We start from the raw sequence: 19,717 nt of genomic DNA, 5'->3' as shown, positions 1-19,717 counted from the left end.
TTGGATCCAGTGCCGCATGCGAGCACGCCACCGCCGCCGCGACGCGCTACACACGTCGCCTGCAGCGCCCGCCGAGCTGTGCGATCATGCGCGGCGCCAGCGTTGCTGGCAACGCGCCAGTGAATCAGCGCGCGCTTGCGCGCCGCTGCCCATCGTCGTCATACCCGGAGGCCCGATGCTCACCCGCACCATCCACGGCAGCACGCTGCATTACCACGATCACGGCACCGGCTTCCCGGTGCTGCTCGGACACAGCTATCTGTGGGACGCGGCGATGTGGGCGCCGCAGATCGACGCGCTGTCGCGCCGGTATCGCGTGATCGTGCCCGACCTGTGGGGGCATGGCGCATCGGGTCCGCTGCCGGCCGGCACGCAGACGCTCGACGATCTCGCCGCGCATGCGAGCGCGTTGCTCGACGCGCTCGAGATCGAGCAATGCGCGGTGGTCGGCCTGAGCGTCGGCGGGATGTGGGGCGCGCGGCTCGCGTTGCGCGAACCGCAGCGCGTGCGCTCGCTCGTATTGATGGACGCGTCGCTCGAAGCCGAGCCCGACGCGACGCGGCTGCGCTACTTCGGGATGCTCGATGCGATCGCCGCCGCCGGCAAGATTGCGCCACCGCTGCTCGATGCGATCGTGCCGCTGTTCTTCCGCCCGGACGCGAATCTGTCGGACCCGGTGCCGAGCGCGTTTCGCGCCGCACTCGCCGGCCTGCCTGCCGACCGGCTGCGCGAGTCGATCGTCCCGCTCGGCCGGCTGATTTTCGGGCGTCCGGACACGCTGGCCGCACTCGCCGACCTCGATGCCGCGCGCACGCTGCTGATGTGCGGCGCCGGCGACATGGCGCGGCCGCCGTCGGAGACGGAGAAGATGGCTGGCGTAATCGGCTGCCGCCACGTGCTGGTGCCGGACGCCGGCCACATCTCGAACCTCGAGAATCCCGCCTTCGTCACGCGCACGCTGCTCGACTGGTTCGACGAGCAGAAGCTCGCCGCGGCTTGAGCGTCACGCGGCGTTGCGTGACGCCGCTGCGGCTGGGACAGCGCGACGGATGTGCCGCGCATCAGGCACATCACGTGCGTCACATGATCAAGCGCGTTCGCCGATCGGCGTGAGCTTGCGTTCGCGCCCGCGGACCTCGCCCGCGCCGCGGCGGATCAGCTCCTGCGCTTCGGCGCGGCTGCCCACGCACGGCGTGGAGCCCGGCAGCGGCCGCCGCGCGCTCTCGCGCAGCGCGAGCACCGACACGATGCCGATGAACGACGCGCCCATCAGGTAGTACGCCGGCATCATCAGGTCGCCGGTGCGATCGACGAGCCATGCGGTGACGAGCGGCGTCGTGCCGCCGAACAGCGACACCGACACGTTGAAGCCGATCGCGAGCGCGCCGTAGCGGATCCGCGTCGGGAACAGCGCGGGCAGCGCCGACGGCATCACGCCGGTAAAGGTCGACAGCAGCGTGCCGTAGATCAGCATCCCGCCGAACACCGGCAGCATGCCGCCGGTGCGGATCAGCATCAGCGCCGGCACGGACAGCACGAGCAGGCCGACGCAGCCGAACATCATCACCGGCTTGCGGCCGATGCGGTCGGACAGATGCCCGGCATAGAGCGTCATCGGCATCATCAGCAGCATCACGATCAGCACCATGAACAGCCCGTGCGTCTCGTTGAAGTGCAGCGTGGCCGACAGATAGTTCGGCAGGTACGACAGCGCCATGTAGTCGGTCACGTTGAAGATCAGCACGAGACCGACGCACTGGAGCAGCGGCCGCCACTGTTCGACGAGCAGCGTGCCGAACGACTGCTTCGGGCGCGCGCGTTCGTCTGCTTCGCGCGCCAGCGCTTCCTTCTTGAACGCAGGCGTTTCCTCGAGCTTGATCCGGATGTACAGACCGACGAGGCCGAGCGGCCCCGCGATGAAGAACGGCACGCGCCAGCCCCATGACAGCAGCGCGTCGTGCGACAGCGTCGCCGTCAGCAGCGCGACGGTGGCCGCGCCGAGCGTATAGCCGATCAGCGTGCCGAACTCGAGGAAGCTGCCCATGAAGCCGCGGCGCTTGTCGGTCGAGAACTCGGCGATGAAGGTGGCGGCGCCGCCGTATTCGCCGCCGGTGGAGAAGCCCTGCACGAGGCGGGCGACGAGCAGCAGCACGGGCGCCATGATGCCGATCGACGCGTAGCTGGGGATCAGGCCGATCGCGAAGGTGCCGACGGCCATCATGATCATGGTGGCGGCGAGCACGCGCTGGCGGCCGATGCGGTCGCCGAGCGGGCCGAACACCATGCCGCCGAGCGGGCGCACGACGAACGCGGCCGCGAACGTGCCGAAGGTGGCGAGCAGCTGCGCGGACGGGCTGCTCGACGGGAAGAACACCTTGCCGAGCGTGACGGCGATGTAGCTGTAGACGCCGAAGTCGAACCATTCCATCGCATTGCCGAACGCCATCGCGCCGACCGCGCGCTTCAGGATGGCGCGGTCCACGATCGTGATGTCGTCGAGCTTGAGGGCCTGGCGCGAAGACCGGGTTTTCGCGGAGTGCGCGTGCGGTGAACTCAATGAACGCTCCTGGAAGGGGCCTTCGCAGCGGGCCGGCGGCAGCGCGGCGGGACGGACGCGGCAGCGTCGGCGGCGAGGGCGGTTGTCTCGGGATCGCCACGGTGCCGTGACGCGGCGCGACACGCGACACGCGACACGCGACACGGGGCAGGTGGCTGTGTGCTGGCGTGCACCAGTGTAGAGAAACGGAGCGTGCGGACTATCGGCGATGCGCCCGGAAATCGGTCGTAAACGACACGCATCGCGCAGCCGCGCGATGTGCGCCGCAACACCGGGCGGCGTCGGTCGACGCGTTGGACCGGGAAGCGCGCGGTCTATACCAGGCCTTCTTGCGGGCATGCGGCGCGGACGCAGCGCGTGCGCGAGCGGATCGCACCCTCGATGCGCGACGAAGTTCGCGCCGGAGTCGGCGCATGCCGACTCCGACACTTGATGATTCGGACTGCAAACGCAGAACGGCGGCGCTGCCGATGCCGCCGTTGCCTGCATCAGAACATGTGCCGGATCCCGACGTTCGCGCCGACGGTCGTGCCGTTGACCGCGTAAAGCGCGTTGGTGATGCCGAGCCCGGTGTCCATCGCGCCGTGGTTGTTGACCATCGCGACCTGTGCATACAACGCGGTCGCCTTCGACAGGCTGTACGTCGAGCCGACGGCGGCGAGCAGCGAGTGGTTGGCCGTGTCGTTGCGATCGCTCGTGAACCACACGCCGCCGTTCAGGTCGACCGTCGGCGTCGCCTGGTAGTCGAGGCCGCCGCCGTACACGTTGTTGCTGAACGACCCGGCGACCTTGTAGCTGGCGAACGACGCCTTCGCGGTGACGGGGCCGAACCGGTACGCGGCGCCGATCGTGCGGCCGACGAACGCCACGGTGCTGGCGGTGGGCGTCGGGTTGGTGCCGTCGTTGCCGTTGTAGAAGCCGGCGTTGATCATGAAGCCGCCGTGCTCGTACTTGAGGCTCGCGGAGTACTGGCGTCCCGCCTGAAAGTCGCCGGCCTTGCCGCCGAACGCGAACATCGCGCTGCCGGTGAGGCCGGCGATCGTCGGGCTCGTGTACGACACGGCGTTCGGGTTGAACAGGCCGGTCACCAGCACGTTGTCGACGTAGTTGACGAGCCCGCTGCCGAAGTGCGAGAAGCTGCGCGGGTCCGAATCGAAGATCGCGAGCAGGAACGGCGAATACTGGACGCCGGCCTTGACCGTGCCGAACGCGCCGTCGAGTCCGACCCACGCCTGGCGACCGAAGATGTTGCCGTTCGAATGCGCGAATGCGCCGTTGGTGACGGCAAAGCCGCTTTCGAGCTGGAACTTCGCCTTCAGGCCGCCGCCGAGATCCTCGGTGCCGGTCATCCCGAATGTCGTCGGCGTCATGCCGGTATCGGCCATCGAGAACTGATGGCCTGCGTTTGCGCCGGTGGCGCTATCGAGCGTCTTGCTCGTGTACAGCAACGCGGCGTCGAGGTTGCCGTACAGCGTCACGCTGCTTTGGGCGAAGCCGCTGGGGCTGGCAAGCGCGCCTGCGAGCGCGGCGCAGCCGATCACGATCCTGCTTTTCATCGGGGTGTCTCCAGTGTTGTTGTACGTCCATGCATCGAACAGAAAAGGCGCCGGACGGCCGCGCAGCGGTGTCCGTCGCCCGAGCCGCGCACGCGGGATGGGGCGCGGGGACGCAGGTGCGCGGCCGGGTGGCGGCTGCGCGTCGCGCGTTCGCGGCGGGGATGGGCGCCGGAACGTGCGTGCGTCGCGGAGGTCGGGTGGGGCCGGCCGGTGCCGGCCCCGTCATTCAGAGCGACAGGCCGAGCTGCTCCAGAATCGCCGGATTCTCGAGCGTGGAGGTGTCCTGCGTGATCGCCTCGCCCTTCGCGAGCGAGCGCAGCAGGCGCCGCATGATCTTGCCCGAGCGCGTCTTCGGCAGGTTGTCGCCGAAACGGATGTCCTTCGGTTTCGCGATCGGCCCGATCTGCTTGCCGACCCAGTCGCGCAGCGCCTTGGCCAGCGCCGCGGCCTCGTCGCCTTCAGGGCGCGAGCGCTTGAGCACCACGAACGCGACCACCGCCTCGCCCGTCGTGTCGTCCGGCCGGCCGACCACGGCCGCTTCCGCCACCAGCTCGTGCGACACCAGCGCCGACTCGATCTCCATCGTGCCGAGCCGGTGGCCCGACACGTTCAGCACGTCGTCGATGCGCCCCATGATCGTGAAGTAACCGGTGTCCTTGTCGCGCACCGTGCCGTCGCCCGCCAGATACAGCCCGCCGCCGAGCTCCTCAGGGTAGTAGCTCTTCTTGAAGCGCTCCGGGTCGCCCCAGATCGTGCGGATCATCGACGGCCACGGACGCTTGACCACCAGGATCCCGCCTTGCCCGTTGGGCACGTCCTGGCCCGTCTCGTCGACCACCGCGGCCATGATCCCCGGCAGCGGCAGCGTGCACGAACCGGGCACCGTCGGCGTCGCGCCCGGCAGCGGCGTGATCATGTGGCCGCCGGTTTCGGTTTGCCACCAGGTGTCGACGATCGGGCAGCGCTCGCCGCCCACGTGCTTGTGATACCACATCCACGCGTCCGGATTGATCGGCTCGCCGACCGTGCCGATGATGCGCAGGCTCGACAGGTCGTAGCTCTTCGGGTGGACCTTGTCGTCGGCGTCGGCGGCCTTGATCAGCGAACGGATCGCGGTCGGCGCGGTATAGAACACGCTGACCTTGTGGTCGGCGATCATCTTCCAGAAGCGCCCGGCGTCCGGGTAGGTCGGCACGCCCTCGAACACGACCTGCGTGCCGCCGCATGCGAGCGGCCCGTAGGTGATGTACGTGTGGCCGGTGACCCAGCCGATGTCGGCCGTACACCAGAACACGTCGTCGGGCTTCCAGTCGAAGGTCCACTTCATCGTCTGCGCGGCCCACAGCAGGTAGCCGCCGGTGCTGTGCTGCACACCCTTGGGCTTCCCGGTCGAGCCGGAGGTGTAGAGAATGAACAGCGGATGCTCGGCGCCGACCCATTCTGGCGGGCAGTGGTCGGACTCGGCGTCGGCGAGCTCGTGCATCCACAGATCGCGCCCGGCATGCCAGTCGATCTTGCCGCCGGTGCGGCGATAGACGATCACGCTCTTGACCGCGTCGCAGCCGCCCATCGCGATCGCTTCGTCGGCGATGCTCTTGAGCGGGAGCGTCTTGCCGCCGCGCGCCTGCTCGTCGGCGGTGATCAGCGCGACCGCGCCGACGTCGACGAGCCGTTCGTTCAGCGATTTGGCGGAGAAGCCGCCGAACACGACCGAGTGCGTGGCGCCGATGCGCGCGCAGGCCTGCATCGCGACGATGCCTTCGATCGACATCGGGATGTAGATGACGACGCGATCGCCCTTGCCGATGCCGCGTTTTTTCAGCGCATTGGCGAAGCGCGACACGCGCGCGAGCAGCTCGGCGTAGGTGACGCGCGTGACGGTGCCGTCGTCGGCCTCGAAGATCACCGCGACGCGCTGGCCGTTGCCGGCTTCGACGTGACGGTCGAGGCAGTTGTACGACGCGTTGAGCTCGCCGTCGTCGAACCACGTGCAGAACGGCGCGTTGCGCTCGTCGAGCACCTTGGTGAACGGCTTGTGCCAGCTCAGGTTCTCGCGCGCGAGACGCGCCCAGAAGCCCTCGTAGTCCTGCTCGGCCTCGGCGACGAGCGCGCGGTAGGCCGGCATGCCGGAAATGGTCGCGCGTGCGCGCGTGTCGGCCGTCGGTTCGAAGATTCGGCTTTCCTGAAGGATCGATACGAGGGCGGTCAAGGTGTTCTCCATAATTTGTCTGGGTGTGGCTCGAATAGCAAAACGCAACTAGCATGCCAATCGCCGCCGCGATCCGGTCGAATCGGCACGCATGCCCGTCGCGCGCGGCGTTCCGGAATCGATATGGGATGCAAACGATCTGCGCGTGGCCGCGCGGCATCGTGAGCGGCGCGATCGTTGCGCCGAAATGCAGCAGCGGGTGTTGCAGGTGTCAACATGGCGGCGGACGGCGGCGCATGCGCCGCCGTCCCTGCGCGGGCTATGCGATGAACGCGCGCAGCACGTCGAGCCCGTCGGACGCGCGCAGCCGCGCGAGCGCCGACGCCTCGATCTGCCGCACGCGTTCGGCGGACAGGTTCAGCTGTCGGCCGATGTCGCGCAGCGAGCAGCCTTCGTCCGCGTGCAGCCCGTAGCGTAGCCGCAGGACGGTCGCCTCGCGCGCCGGCAGGCGGCCGATCATCGCCGCGATCGTGTCGCGCAGCTGCGCCGCGCCGGCGGCGTCTTCGGGCGACGGCGTCGATACGTCCGGCGCGACGTCGACGAAGGTCATCTCGCCTTCCGGCGAGACGGGCGCGTCGGCCGACATCGGCTCCTTCACGATCGACATCAGGTCGCGCACCTTGTCGAGCGGCTCGCCCATTTGCACGGCCAGTTCGTGCGGCGTCGCGGCAGCGCCGGAACGCTGCCGGTGTTCGCGCGCGATCCGCGTCAGTTTGTTGATCGCGTCGACGGTGTGCGTCGGCACGCGGATCGTGCGGCCGAGATCGGCGAGCGCGTGCGTGATCGCCTGCCTGATCCACCAGGTCGCGTAGGTCGAGAAGCGGAAGCCGCGCCGGTGATCGTAGCGGTCGATCGCCTTCAACAGCCCGATGTTGCCTTCCTGGATCAGGTCCGCGAACGGCAGCCCGCGGTCCGGGTAGCGCTTCGCGATCGATACGACGAGCCGCAGGTTCGCGTCGAAGAGGCCCATCCGCGCCGGTTGCATCGCGCGCTCGATCGTGTCGAGCCGCGCATCGAGCAACGCGATCGTGTCGGGCGGCAGCGGCGAGGTGCGCGCGGCCCGCGCGATCGCGTCGCGCGCGTCGACCAGCTCGGCCGCGCGGCGCGTCAGCGCAAGCGCGCATTCGGGATGCGCGGCGATGCACGCCGCGAGCCAGCCGGCGTGATCGCCGTCGCGCTGCACGCACGCGGCCGCCGCGCCGTGCGGCACGCCGGCGTCGGCGAGCGTGCGTGCGAGCCGGCCGTGCAGCGTGCGCTGCCGGCGCGCGTGCGTGCGCAGCGGCTCGCTCATGCGCTCGAGTGCGCGCATCGACATGCGCAGCGTGCCGAGCAGGGCGGCCGCTTCGCGCACGCAGGCGCGGTAGGCGAGACCGTGCGCGCCGTCGGTTTCCAGTGCGGCGCGCATCGCGGCCGCGAGCGCGTCGATCGGCGCCAGTCGCGCGAGCACGGCATGACGGCAGAGCCCATCGTCGGCCGGAGCGTCGTCGTCGCGCGTGCTCGCGCCCGCGTCGGCCGGCGTATCGCCCGCATGCGGGCTGGCGGCGGCGCCGTCGGCGGGCGCGATGTCCGCGCTATCCGCGATGGACAGCACGTAGGCGGACGCGGCGCTCCGGCCTTCGGCGATCTCGATGCGCATCGCGACCAGTGCGTCGAGTGCCTGCGGATCGCCGCACAGCACCGCGACCGACGCCGCGCGGCCGCGCTCGATCCGTCGCGCGTGCATGATCTCCTCGTCGCGCGTGAGCAGCGGCGTCATGCCCATCTCGCGCAGGTAGAGGCGTACGGGGTCGGTCGTGCGCGGTGCGCTGAGCTCGGCCGCGGCGAGCGCGCCGGCCCCTTCGGCCCACGCACGCGCGCTCGGCGTGGGCTGGAAGTAACGGTCGAGCGTCCAGCCCGCGGCGTGCGCGCCGTCCGACACCGCGATGCCCAGCTCGCGCAGCATCGCGGCCGTCGCGTCGACGCCGCCCTGATGGGCGTCGTCGTCCGGCAACGCGTCGATGATGTCGCCGTGCGTGACGAAGCCGCGTGTGAGCCCCGTCGAAATCAGTGCGTGCAGGTGCGCCGCGTGAGGCGGCGCGTCGCCGTCGTGGCCGGCGGCGCGCACCGGCACCGGCGCGCGCCGTGGCGCCGGGCGCGCCGGCAACGCGTCACGCGCCCTTGGCATACACGTTGCACCAGCCGTCAGCCGCGACCGACTTGCCGGCGAACATCGGGCAGGTGCCGGCGTCGGCGCTTTCGCTCTTGTAGAAGCGGCAGTTGGCGCAGCGCTGACCGCTCTGGTATTTCGGGAACTTCGCGGCGTCGACGCTCGACGCGCGCGCGCGGTAGCCGAGCGTCTTCGCGGTCGCGTCGTTCTCGTCGACGAGCGGCAACGCGGCGAGCGCGGAGCGGGTTGCGGCGAGCGCCGCGCACAGTCCAATGGTCTGGACGATGAAGGTTCTGCGATTCGGGTTGTGCATCACGGTCGTTTCCTGTTGAAGAAGAAATCTTGCCGACGCGCGGCCCGGCATGTGCCGTGACGGCCGCGCGCCGTGCTTACTGGCTGGCTTGCTTGTGTCCGCCCGGGCCGGCGACGAGCGGCGCGTTGGACGCGCGCGCGGTGTCGGCGCTCAGCTTGGTCTTGGACGCGGCATAGCCGTTGGACGCGAGCAGGAACGCCATCAGGTCGGCGTACTCGTCGTCCTTCATCTTGCCCGGCTGGTCGGCCGGCATGTTGGTCGCCATGTAGCCGAACACGCCGCCGATCGTCAGATGCGAATGCGCGAGCGGCGCGAACGACGGGCCGCTCAGCGCGGGCGCCGTATTGCCCTCGAGATCGACGCCGTGGCACTTCGCGCACGCGCTGCCGTACAGCGCCTTGCCGTGCTCGACCTGGGCCGCGTCGAACGACGGCGCGGCTTCGCCGGTGCTGTCCGAAACGCGGATGAAGCCGCCGCCGGCCGCACGCCCGCCGGCGCGGATCACGCCCGCGCGCGATGCGTCCGCGGCCGCCAGCGCGCCGTCGAGGAAGCGCGGCGTCGCGCGCGAATCGTGCGTGGCGCGCGCTTCGAGCGCGTTGCCGGGCAGCGCCCATTTGCGCGTCAGCGCGGTGAGCCGGCCCGATTGCTTCATCTGCGCGAGCGCGGCGTCGATCCGCTGCTGCAGCTCGGCCGAACGTTGCGCGAACGCGAACGTGAGCTGCCATTCCGCATAAGGAGAAGAGGTCGCGCCGATGCTGAACGCCTGCTTCGGATGCGCTGCCTGGTAGGCGACGACCGCCGGATACCAGACGATCGCGCGGTTCGCGCGGCCGCGGGCGACCGCGTCGACGGTCTGCTCCGACGTGTTCTCGAGATCGAAGCGGGCGTTCTTCTGCTGCACCGCGATCAGTTGCGCGGGGCTCGCATACGTCGCCGCGACGATTTCGCGTTCGTTGGCCGGCTTGGCCGCGTCGCGGCGCGTGACGCTCACGTAGCCGGAGCGCAGGTAGCCCTGCGAGAACAGCAGTTTGGTGTCCGACGCGTCGGCGATCGCCGAGCGCGGGAAGCCGGCGAGCACGTCGCAATCGTGCTCGAGGATCTTGGCGAGCTCGTGGGCGGACACGCCGTCGTCGTCGCTGCCCGCGGCGTCGTGCGCGGCGAACGTCGCGGCGATGCCGGCCGTGCGGAACGCCTCGCGGGCGACGGTCTTGTCGAGCCCGGCGGTGGGGGTGCCCGGCAGCGAGCAGACGCGCACCGCAGGAGCGGCCGCGGACAGTGCGGGAATCAGTGCCGTGCCTGCCGCGAGCGCACTGGCGACGGCTACGCGGGAAAGTCGAAGGTTCATGTTCGTACGCTCGGTGGGTAATGGGAACGAAGGGAGGACGCCCGCACCGTCGGCGCGGGCGTCATGCGGTGGTCGGATGCCGATCAGCCGCGGTTCAGCGCGAACACGTAGAGCGTGCCGCCGCGCGGTACGTCATCCGCGGCCTTGGCCATCGGGCCGCCCCAGATCGGGTTCGCGCCGCCGTAGCCGGCGAGCACCGCGACGTATTCCTTGCCGTCGACTTCGAACACCGACGGCTGCGCGATGATCCCGCTCGCGAGCTGCGGGCTTTCCCACAGCACCTTGCCGGTCGACACGTCGAACGCATACAGGTGGCCGTCGAGCGAGCCGCTGAACGCGAGGCCGCTGGCGGTCGTCGCGACGCCGCCGTTCCACGGCAGCTTGCTCCAGTGGCTCCACACCTTCTTGCCGGTGTTGACGTCGATGGCCTGCAGTTCGCCGTAGCCTTCGCTGCCCGGTTCTGGCTTGATCTCGAAGCCTTCGCCGAGATACGGCAGCCCTTCCATGTAGTTGACCGACTTGCCGGACAGGCTCATGCACGCATGCAGCGTCGGCACGATCGCGAGATGACGCTCGGGGTCGTACGACACCGACCACCAGTTCTTGCCGCCGAGGAAGCTCGGGCACGTCTCGATCGTCGTGCCGACCTTCGGATACTTCGCCGGGTCCTGGATCGGTGCGCCGTCTTCCGTGTAGCCGGTGACCGAGGTCGCCTTCACGAACGGCTCGGCGTAGATCAGCTTGCCGCTGTCGCGGTCGATCGCGTGGAAGTAGCCGTTGCGGTCCGCATGGATGATCGCGTCATGCTCTTTGCCCTTGTACTTGATCGTCGCGAGCACCGGCGTGTTCACGCCGTCGTAGTCCCACGTGTCGTGCTTCGTGTACTGGTAGTGCCACTTGAGGTCGCCGTTCTTCGGGTCCAGCGCGAGCAGCGAATCGGAGTACAGATTGTCGCCGGGGCGCAGGTCCGCGAGCCACGGCCCCGGGTTGCCGACGCCCCAGTACAGCGTGCGCGTCGCCGCATCGTAGGTGCCGGTCAGCCACGCCGGCGCGCCGCCGTGCGCCTGCATCCCGTCGGGCCACGTGTCGGCGTGCTTCTCGCCCTGGCCGGGGATCGTGTAGCGCTTCCACAGCACCGAGCCGTCGTTCGGGCTCAGCGCCGCGATGAAGCCGCGCGCGCCGTATTCGCCGCCCGAGCTGCCGACCACGATCGCGCCGTCGATCGCGAGCGGCGCGAGCGAGAACGCGTAGCCGAGGCCCGGTTCGAACATCTGCTTCTTCCACACGAGCGCGCCGGTCTGGGCGTCGAGTGCGGCAACCTCGCCGCTCAGCATCGCGACGTAGACGTTCTTGCCGTACAGCGCGACGCCGCGGTTCACGACGTCGCAGCATGCGGTCTTGAACGACTCGGCGCCGAGCTTCGGCTCGTACTTCCACAGTTGCGCGCCGGTGGTCGCGTCGAACGCGTAGACGTTGTCCTTCGGCGTGGTGACGAACAGGTAGCGGCCGTTGACGATCGGCGTGGCCTCGAAGCCCTGCTTCAGCTCGGCCGGAAACTTGTAGCTCCATGCCTGCGTGAGCTGCTTCACGTTCGACGCGTCGATCTGCTTGAGCGGCGAATGCGCCTGGCCGTTGTAGGTGCGGTAGTAGGTGAGCCAGCCCGGGTCGCGTTGCGCATCGGTCAGCCGCTGATACGTAACGGCCGGATAATCCGCGGCGGCAGCCACCAGGCCGGGATTCAAGACGATCGCGGCAGCCGCCGCGATGCCGATCGATGCCAGTCGGCTCTTCGAAGCCGAGAGTTTCTTCATGGTTGTCTCCTGAGTCATTGTGGTCGCACCGCGGCCAACATCCGGCCAGGCCGGCTGGGTGGGGTTCCGGGATCAGTGCGCAGCCAGTAACGCAAATCGCATGCCATTGATGCGCGAGCATTGCCGCGCAACGCGCAGCGGGCGATTCGCGCGCGCCGTGCGGTCGCGTGCCGATGGTTGCGGTTGATCAATGGTTGTTGCGTTCGGGGACAACCGTGCGTGTAGTGTTGCTAAAGATGACAGTGCATTCATCGTGCGGCGGAACAACGATGCACGCTGCGCCGTGCTCGCGTTCGAGGCGGGCCGGCTCGCATCGATCAACGAGATGAAGCCGTCGCGCGCCGCTGGTTTTCACCGATTGCGCAGTTCCGGTGCCGGCGCCGACGGGCATCGCGCCGCGCATGTCGGCGCATGTCGCGGCATGCGCCGCGCCGTGCTGATCCAAAGTGACACAGGTGCAGCGGCGGTGACACGAAGTGCAACACGCGCGTGGCCCAGTGTCGCAATGCGTCCGCGGGTGAGTGGGTCGGCTTCGCGCTGACAAGGCCACCCGCAAGGCGACCGGCATTTCGGCATGCTTCTTGCCATCTGGATCACGAAGCGATTCATGCAGCGCGAAACCGGATGCCATTTCCAGAACGATCCAATGGGCTCGACGGAGACGGTGTCGCACGCATGCGTTGGGCATCGGCCGAACGCGGATGGCATCGCATTCGCCGCGTGCGCAGCCGATGATGCGAAACCGACCGCGGCCGCCGATACGGCGCCTGCGCCTGCTGTATCGCTATACACGAAAACACGACGACAAGACGACTGAGGAGACCCGTAAATGAAGGAAGCCGAACTGGCGAAGCGCTGCCGGGCCGCCGGCCGCGTCGGCGCAACGCTGTGGGTCGGCGGCATGCTCGGCGGCTGGCTGACGCCCGCTGCCGCGCAGGTCGCGCCGTCGGATCCGGCCGCGGAGCAGACGCTCGCGCCGATCGTCGTCGTCGGCACGACGCCGCTGCTCGGCATCGGCACGCCGCTGTCGCGCGTGCCGGCCAACGTCCAGACGATACGTGGCGACGACGTCGAACGGCAGCACCGCGGCGTGTTGACCGACTACCTCGAGCGCAACGTGACGAGCATCGACATCAACGACGCGCAGGGCAACCCGTACCAGGCGGACGTGAACTACCGCGGCTTCACCGCGTCACCGGTCGTCGGCACGCCGCAGGGGCTGTCGGTGTTCGTCGACGGCGTGCGCGTGAACGAACCGTTCGGCGACGTCGTCAACTGGGATCTGATTCCGCAGGCCGCGATCGACACGATGCAGCTGATTCCCGGCTCGAACCCGACCTACGGGCTCAACACGCTCGGCGGCGCGCTCGCGATCACGACGAAGAACGGCAGGACCAGCCCCGGCGGCGCCGCGCAGCTGTCCGGCGGCTCATGGGGGCGCAAGACCGCGCAGTTCGAGCAGGGCGGGCGCATCGGCAGCGCGCTCGACTACTACGTGACGGGCAACGTCGCGAACGACAACGGTTGGGCCGATCACAACGCGAGCCGCGTACGGCAGGGCTTCGGCAAGCTGCGCTACGTGGATGCCGACACGACGCTGTCGATCTCGGCCGGCGGCGCCGACAACGCGCTGCAGGGCACGCAGACGATTCCGCGCTCGTTTCTCGACAACCGCGCGCAGGCGTACACCTATCCGGATCTGAATCGCAACAGCGCCGCGTACGTCACGCTGTCGGGCGATCATGCGTTCAACGATCAGGTGCAGTTGAGCGGCGGCGTTCATTACCGGCACTACCGCAACACGAACACCAGCAGCAACGTGAACGACGACTTCGGCAGCGTCGACGACAGCGGCGCCGTCGACACCGTGCAAGGGACCAACGACCGCTCGACGATCACGACCGACAGCTACGGCGCGGCGCTGCAGCTGACGCTGCTCGGCAAGCTCGCCGGCATGGACGAGCAGTTCGTGATGGGCGCGTCCGCCGATCTCGCGACGTCGGGTTTCGAGCAGGCGTCGCAGCAGGCGGCGTTCACGGACGCGCGTGCGACGGTGGGCGTCGGCGACTTCACGCAGACGACCCGCGCCCGGACGCGCAACGCGAACTACGGCGTGTACTTCGACAACACGCTCGCGCTCACGCAGCAGTGGGCGTTGACGCTGGCCGGTCGCTACGACTGGTCGCGCGCCGCGATCGAGGACGTGAGCGGCCAGCAGCCGCTGCTCACCGCGCGTCATACGTTCTCGCGGTTCAATCCGGCCGTCGGCGTCACGTGGAATCCGGTGCCGGGCTTCACCGCGTACGCGACCTACAACGAGGGAATGCGCTCGCCGACCGCGATCGAGCTCGCGTGCGCGGACCCGGCCGCGCCGTGTTCGCTGCCGAACGATTTTCTCGCCGATCCGGCGCTCAAGCCGGTGATCGCGAAGACCTTCGAGTTCGGCGCGCGCGGCCGCGCGGGCCAGGCGACGACGTGGAGCGCGGCGGTCTACCGCACGACGCTCGCCGACGATATCCAGTTCATCAGCAGCAACGGCGGCGCCAGCACGCTTGGCTATTTCCAGAACGTTGGCAACACGCGGCGGCAAGGCGTCGAGCTGGCCGGACACACGCGGCTGGGGCCGGTCGGGATCGGCGCGAGCTACAGCTATGTCGATGCGCGCTACCGCTCGACGTGGACCGAAAGCAGTGCGAGCAATTCGAGCGCCGACGCGCGCGGCAACATCGTCGTGCATTCCGGCGACCGGATTCCGGGCATTCCGGCCAGCACCGTGAAGCTGCGGCTCGATTTCGCGGCGACGCCGAAGTGGAACATCGGCACCAACCTCACGTATCGCGGCGGCGTGTTCGCGCGCGGCGACGAGAACAACCAGGACGCGAACGGCACGATTCCCGGCTATTTCCTCATCGATCTCGACACGACGTGGCAGGCGACCAAGCATCTGCAACTGTTCGCGTCGGTCACCAATCTGCTCGACAAGCGCTATGCGAACTTCGGCACGCTCGGCCGCAACTTCTTCAATGGCCCGAATCATTCGTTCGACGGGCTGAATCCGGTCAACGAGCAGTTCGTCGGGCCCGGCGCGCCGCGCGGCGCGTGGCTCGGCGCGCGCTATGCGTGGGACTGAACGGGCGCGTCGGCTGCCGTGTGCCGATTGGCCGGCATGACGGCCGGCAGTGCGCGCACCGCAGCGGCGACGCCGCGCGCGAGCGCAGCGTCGCGCGTGAGGTGGCCGGCCGGCACGCGCTCGACGATCGCGGCCGGCACCGCGCGCGCGAGGCGCGCGACGTTGTCGACCGGACACACGCGGTCGCGCGTGCCGTGCACCGCGTGAATCGGCACGCCGGCGTCGGCCGCCTGTCGCGCGAGCGCGAGCAGCCGGTGCTCCCCGAGCCAGCAGTCGTGCAGCAGGTAATGCGCCTGAATCCGGTACTTGTCGATCAGGCGCTCGAGCGCCGGTTGCGTCGTGCGCGTGCGGCGGGTCGGCCGCCCGGTCAGGATCGCGTCTTCGTAGGCGCTCCACGCGAGCGCGAGCGCGCGTTGCCGCGCCGCGCTCGCGCCGGGCTGCAGCCGTCGCGCGAAGCTGGCCGTCAGGCGCTCGGCGCGCGCGGTGCCGGCCGCGTCGATCAGGCGTCGCCACGCGCGCGGCGCGTGCGCGCGCATGCCGACGAACAGCGCGCGCACTTCGCGCGACGACGTGAGGAACAGGCCGCGCAGCACGACGCCGCTGACGCGCGACGGATACCGTCCGGCATACGCGAGCGCCAGCGCCGCGCCCCACGACCCGCCCACGACGCCCCAGCGCGCGATGCCGAGCTGCGCGCGCAGCGCGTCGAGATCGCGCAGCAGCCGCGTCGTGTCGTTGTGCCGCAAGCCGCCGCGCGGCGTCGATGCGCCAGCGCCGCGCTGGTCGACCAGCACGACGCGCATGCGTTCGAGGTCGAACAGGCTCAACACCGCGGGCCGGCTGCCGCTGCCGGGGCCGCCGTGCAACACGACGACCGGCTCGCCGAGCGGATTGCCGGCTTCGGTCCACGCGATCGTGCAGGCGTCGCGGTGCAGGTGCTTGAAGGTGTGCGTCATGTCGGTCGGGGTAGAGGGAGAAGGCGGCGACGGCGCGCCGCGCGCTTGCGTCCACTGAAGCGAGAATCGCGCCCGCGCGCAAGCTAGGGATTCGTCCGGGTGGCGGTGCGCCAAGGTTTCGCGCTATCACTGGGCCGTACCGGAAACGCATTGCACGACGTGCCTCGCGATGCCGATTTCATTTTCCTTTCAATGTCGGCCGGACGCCGACGCAACGCCACGACCTCGATGAACGGGCCGCCCTGTGGCCCGATGTTTGCTTGCATCGATGGCAAAGAGTCCGGCATCGACCGGAAGGATCCCCGGAGGAGACAATGCGCGATGACGTTTATCCGACGGCCGGCGCTCGGGCACCGCAAGTGCCCGGCTGGCCGACGCCGACGATCCAGAAGTCCCATGAGCGGTCCGAAACGTTCGGTCTGCAGGCGTCGACACGCCCCGACTACGACCTGCTGTCCGGCACCGCGCTGGCGCTGAAGCGCGAGCAGAACCGCGTGCTGTGCGTCCACGCGATGCCCGTGATGGAGACGCTGCACGAGCAGATCGTCAACACGCAGAGCATGATCGTGCTGACCGATGCGGAGGGCCTGATCCTGCATTCGATCGGCGACGACGATTTCCTGCGGCGCGCGGAGCGCGTCGCGCTGCGCCCCGGCGCGAACTGGGCCGAGAACCGCCAGGGCACCAACGCGATCGGCACCGCGCTCGCCGAGCTGTGTCCGATGGTCGTGCACGGCGACCAGCACTTCCTCGCCGCCAACCATTTCCTCACCTGCTCGAGCGTGCCGATTCTCGATCCGTACGGCGACGCGATCGGCGTGCTCGACGTGACGGGCGACCATCGCAGCTATCACCAGCACACGATGGCGCTCGCGAAGATGTCGGTGCAGATGATCGAGAACCATCTGTTCACGACGACCTTCCAGGAAACGCTGCAGGTGTCGTTCCACGGCCGCCCCGAATTCCTCGGCACGCTGATGGAGGGGATCGTCGCGTTCACCGCCGACGGCCGCTTCCTGTCGGCCAACCGCAGTGCGCAATTCCAGCTCGGAATGCCGCTCGCGGCGCTGCGCGCGCATACGCTCGCGTCGCTGTTCGACGTGACGAGCGCGCAGTTGATCGACCGGATGCGGGCCAGCACCGAGCCGCACGTGTCGCTGAATCTGGGCAACGGCGCGGTGGTCTGCGCGCGCGTGCAGTTCCGGCGCGCCTCGCGGGCCGAGGGCAGCCGCCCGGCAGAAGTGCACGACGGCGGCACGGCGCAGGCCGCGCGGCCGACCGCCGCACAGAACGCGGCGAGCCTGTCGCGGCTCAGCTACCTCGACACCGGCGATCCGCAGGTCGCGGCCGTGATCGCGAAGGTCCGCAAGGTGATCGGCAAGGACATCCCGGTGCTGATCACCGGCGAGACGGGCACCGGCAAGGAGCTGCTCGCGCAGGCGATCCACAACGACTCGCCGCGCCGCGACGGTCCGTTCGTCGCGGTGAACTGCGCGTCGATCCCGGAGACGCTGATCGAATCCGAGCTGTTCGGCTATGAGGAAGGCGCGTTCACCGGCGCGCGGCGCAAGGGCGCGACCGGCAAGCTGCTGCAGGCCAACGGCGGCACGCTGTTTCTCGACGAGATCGGCGACATGCCGTATCCGCTGCAGGTGCGGCTGCTGCGCGTGCTGCAGGAGCGCATCGTCAACCCGCTCGGCTCGACCAAGGCGATCGGCGTGGACATCGCGATCATCTGCGCGACCCACCGCGACCTGCGCGAGATGATCGCGCAGAACCGCTTCCGCGAAGACCTGTACTACCGGCTCAACGGCCTGGTCGTGCGCCTGCCGCCGCTGCGCGATCGCACCGACCTCGCGGTGGTCGTGCAGAAGATGCTGCAGCGGGAGACGCTGTCGGGCCCAGGCCGCCGCCCGTTGAGCGTCGCGCCCGACGTGATGGCGCTGTTCGAGCGCTGCGGTTGGCCGGGCAACTTCCGGCAGCTCGCGAACCTGCTGCGCACCGCCGCCGCGATGGTCGACGAAGACGGCGAAATTCGCCGCGAGCATTTGCCGGACGATTTCTTCGACGACGTGCGGCGCGAGCCGACACCGGCCGCCAACGGCCACGACGTGGCGTCACTCGCGGCGGAGCCCGCGCCGCTGGCCGCCGCGGCGGCCGCCAGCGATGCGCGGCTGCAGGACGTGGCCGCGTCCGCGATCGCGGCCGCGCTCGCCCGTCACGGCGGCAACGTATCGGCCGCGGCGCGCGCGCTCGGCGTGTCGCGCAACACCATCTACCGGAAGATGCCGGCCGCCGCCCAGGACGCGACGGAGCCCGAAACGCGCTGACGCCGCCGCGAGTGTCACACCGGTGTGTCATGTTGCAACACCCGGTGTTCAAGGATTCAACACCTGCAACGCCCATCGGGCACACCCGAGCGTGTCGCCCGACGGGTTCCGAAAGAGTGTCGTTGGCATATCGTAAGAATGGCGGCGTCATCACGATGCGGCGGCTGTCGCACGCCCGCGTAGGCCCGCGCACGCCGCCGCGCGGCGCGCCTGCCGCCCCGGCACGCTCCTTGCTGAACTGGTAACGGCCGCTCGATCGATGCGGTTGTTCGATTCACCAACTCAACAAGGAGACACATCATGCAGTGGACCACCCCGGCTTATACCGACCTGCGCTTCGGCTTCGAAATCACGATGTACATCGCCAACCGCTGATCGACGCACGCAGTGCCGCCCGCGTCGGCGAACCCGATGCGGGCAGCACCCGGAGCACACGCAGATGAAGATCAAGATACTCGGCTCGGGCGCCGGCGGCGGGTTGCCGCAATGGAACTGCAACTGCAGCAACTGCCGTCGCGCCCGCACCGGCAGCAGCGGCATCGTGCCGCGCACGCAGTCGTCGATCGCGGTCAGCGGCAACGGCGTCGACTGGGTGCTGGTGAACGCGTCGCCGGACATCCTCACGCAGCTGCGCGCCGATCCCGACCTGCAACCGGCACGGCAGATCCGCGACAGCGCGATCGCGGCCGTGATGCTGTGCGATGCGCAGATCGATCACGTGACGGGCCTGCTGATGCTGCGCGAGCGTACCTCGCCGCTGCCGCTCTACGCGAGCGCGCCGGTGCTCGAGGACCTGTCGACCGGGCTGCCGCTCGTCCCGCTGCTCGGCCACTACTGCGGCGTCGACGTGAACCCGATCGCGCTGCGCGAGCCGTTCGCGATCGCCGGCGCACCCGGCCTTCGCTTCACCGCGCTGCCGGTCGACAGCAAGCCGCCGCCTTACTCGCCGCATCGCGCAGCCAGCGTGCCGGGCGACAACATCGCATTGCTGATTCAGGACACGGCCACCGGCCGCCAGGCGTTCTACGCGCCGGGGCTCGCCGACGTCGACGACGGCGTGCGCGCCGCGATGCGCGACGCCGAGCTGGTGCTGGTGGACGGCACCTTCTGGACCGGGACGGAGATGATCGACCTCGGCCTGTCGTCGAAGCACGCGGCCGACATGGGGCATCTCGCGCAGCGCGGCGACGCCGCGCACCCGGGGATGATCGAGCGGCTCGGGGTGTTGCCCGCGAGCACGCGCAAGGTCCTCACCCACATCAACAACACGAATCCGATTCTCGACCCCGGTTCGCCCGAGCGTGCGCAGCTGCGCGAGCACGGCATCGAGGTCGCCCACGACGGCATGCAATTCGAGGTTTGAC

At 69.4% G+C, this 19,717-nt stretch carries 14 protein-coding genes; 6 read left to right on the top strand and 8 right to left on the bottom strand.

Features of this window, described 5'->3' with window-relative positions; genetic code table 11:
- Positions 1–175: 175 nt before the first annotated feature.
- Positions 176–1,000 carry an alpha/beta fold hydrolase gene (locus AK36_RS29820; protein ID WP_045579885.1) on the top strand — a complete coding sequence of 275 codons (825 nt, stop codon included), beginning with the start codon at positions 176–178 and terminating at the stop codon, positions 998–1,000.
- Between the two features lie 87 nt (positions 1,001–1,087).
- Here AK36_RS29820 and proP read toward each other — a convergent pair whose 3' ends face one another.
- The 7 genes from proP to AK36_RS29785 form a co-directional block, all read right to left on the bottom strand.
- Positions 1,088–2,557 carry a glycine betaine/L-proline transporter ProP gene (gene proP / locus AK36_RS29815; RefSeq protein WP_014726252.1) on the bottom strand — a complete coding sequence of 490 codons (1,470 nt, stop codon included), beginning with the start codon at positions 2,555–2,557 and terminating at the stop codon, positions 1,088–1,090.
- 488 nt (positions 2,558–3,045) lie between these two features.
- Positions 3,046–4,113, bottom strand: coding sequence for a porin (locus AK36_RS29810; protein WP_014726251.1), 1,068 nt, complete (start codon positions 4,111–4,113; stop codon positions 3,046–3,048).
- A 226-nt stretch (positions 4,114–4,339) separates the two neighbouring features.
- On the bottom strand, positions 4,340–6,334 hold the full coding sequence (gene acs / locus AK36_RS29805) for an acetate--CoA ligase (RefSeq protein ID WP_045579884.1): 1,995 nt from the start codon (positions 6,332–6,334) through the stop codon (positions 4,340–4,342).
- 247 nt (positions 6,335–6,581) lie between these two features.
- Positions 6,582–8,486, bottom strand: coding sequence for a sigma-70 family RNA polymerase sigma factor (locus AK36_RS29800; RefSeq protein WP_052691603.1), 1,905 nt, complete (start codon positions 8,484–8,486; stop codon positions 6,582–6,584).
- Complete coding sequence (locus tag AK36_RS29795; RefSeq protein ID WP_011880615.1) at positions 8,470–8,781, bottom strand: high-potential iron-sulfur protein; 312 nt, start codon at positions 8,779–8,781, stop codon at positions 8,470–8,472. Before AK36_RS29795 ends, AK36_RS29800 begins: the two co-directional genes overlap by 17 nt.
- Positions 8,782–8,857: 76 nt before the next feature.
- On the bottom strand, positions 8,858–10,126 hold the full coding sequence (locus AK36_RS29790) for a c-type cytochrome (RefSeq protein WP_045579883.1): 1,269 nt from the start codon (positions 10,124–10,126) through the stop codon (positions 8,858–8,860).
- A gap of 83 nt (positions 10,127–10,209) precedes the next feature.
- A complete protein-coding gene (locus tag AK36_RS29785; RefSeq protein WP_011880613.1) occupies positions 10,210–11,937 on the bottom strand; it encodes a methanol/ethanol family PQQ-dependent dehydrogenase in 1,728 nt (575 codons plus the stop codon).
- Between the two features lie 190 nt (positions 11,938–12,127).
- Between AK36_RS29785 and AK36_RS33585 the strand changes: the two genes are divergently transcribed.
- On the top strand, positions 12,128–12,478 hold the full coding sequence (locus tag AK36_RS33585) for a hypothetical protein (protein WP_144410698.1): 351 nt from the start codon (positions 12,128–12,130) through the stop codon (positions 12,476–12,478).
- Positions 12,479–12,766: 288 nt separating this feature from the next.
- The gene (locus tag AK36_RS29780) at positions 12,767–15,067 is read left to right on the top strand and encodes a TonB-dependent receptor (protein ID WP_045579882.1); all 2,301 of its coding nucleotides are present in this window, start codon (positions 12,767–12,769) and stop codon (positions 15,065–15,067) included.
- Here AK36_RS29780 and AK36_RS29775 read toward each other — a convergent pair.
- Positions 15,052–16,023 (bottom strand): alpha/beta fold hydrolase, encoded by a 972-nt coding sequence (locus tag AK36_RS29775; protein WP_045579881.1) that lies wholly within the window; start codon positions 16,021–16,023, stop codon positions 15,052–15,054. The genes AK36_RS29780 and AK36_RS29775 overlap by 16 nt on opposite strands.
- Before the next feature lie 314 nt (positions 16,024–16,337).
- Between AK36_RS29775 and AK36_RS29770 the strand changes: the two genes are divergently transcribed.
- From AK36_RS29770 to pqqB, 3 genes are all read left to right on the top strand, one after another.
- A complete protein-coding gene (locus tag AK36_RS29770; protein WP_011880609.1) occupies positions 16,338–18,353 on the top strand; it encodes a sigma-54-dependent Fis family transcriptional regulator in 2,016 nt (671 codons plus the stop codon).
- Positions 18,354–18,653: 300 nt separating this feature from the next.
- Positions 18,654–18,728 (top strand): pyrroloquinoline quinone precursor peptide PqqA, encoded by a 75-nt coding sequence (pqqA, locus tag AK36_RS32305; RefSeq protein WP_006410019.1) that lies wholly within the window; start codon positions 18,654–18,656, stop codon positions 18,726–18,728.
- Positions 18,729–18,792: 64 nt separating this feature from the next.
- Complete coding sequence (gene pqqB / locus AK36_RS29765; protein ID WP_011880608.1) at positions 18,793–19,716, top strand: pyrroloquinoline quinone biosynthesis protein PqqB; 924 nt, start codon at positions 18,793–18,795, stop codon at positions 19,714–19,716.
- Position 19,717 lies beyond the last annotated feature (1 nt).

Source organism: Burkholderia vietnamiensis LMG 10929 (genome assembly GCF_000959445.1).
Taxonomy (GTDB): Bacteria; Pseudomonadota; Gammaproteobacteria; order Burkholderiales; family Burkholderiaceae; genus Burkholderia; species Burkholderia vietnamiensis.
The sequence above is the reverse complement of the archived record's forward strand: the minus strand, read 5'-3'. Positions and strand labels throughout refer to the sequence as shown.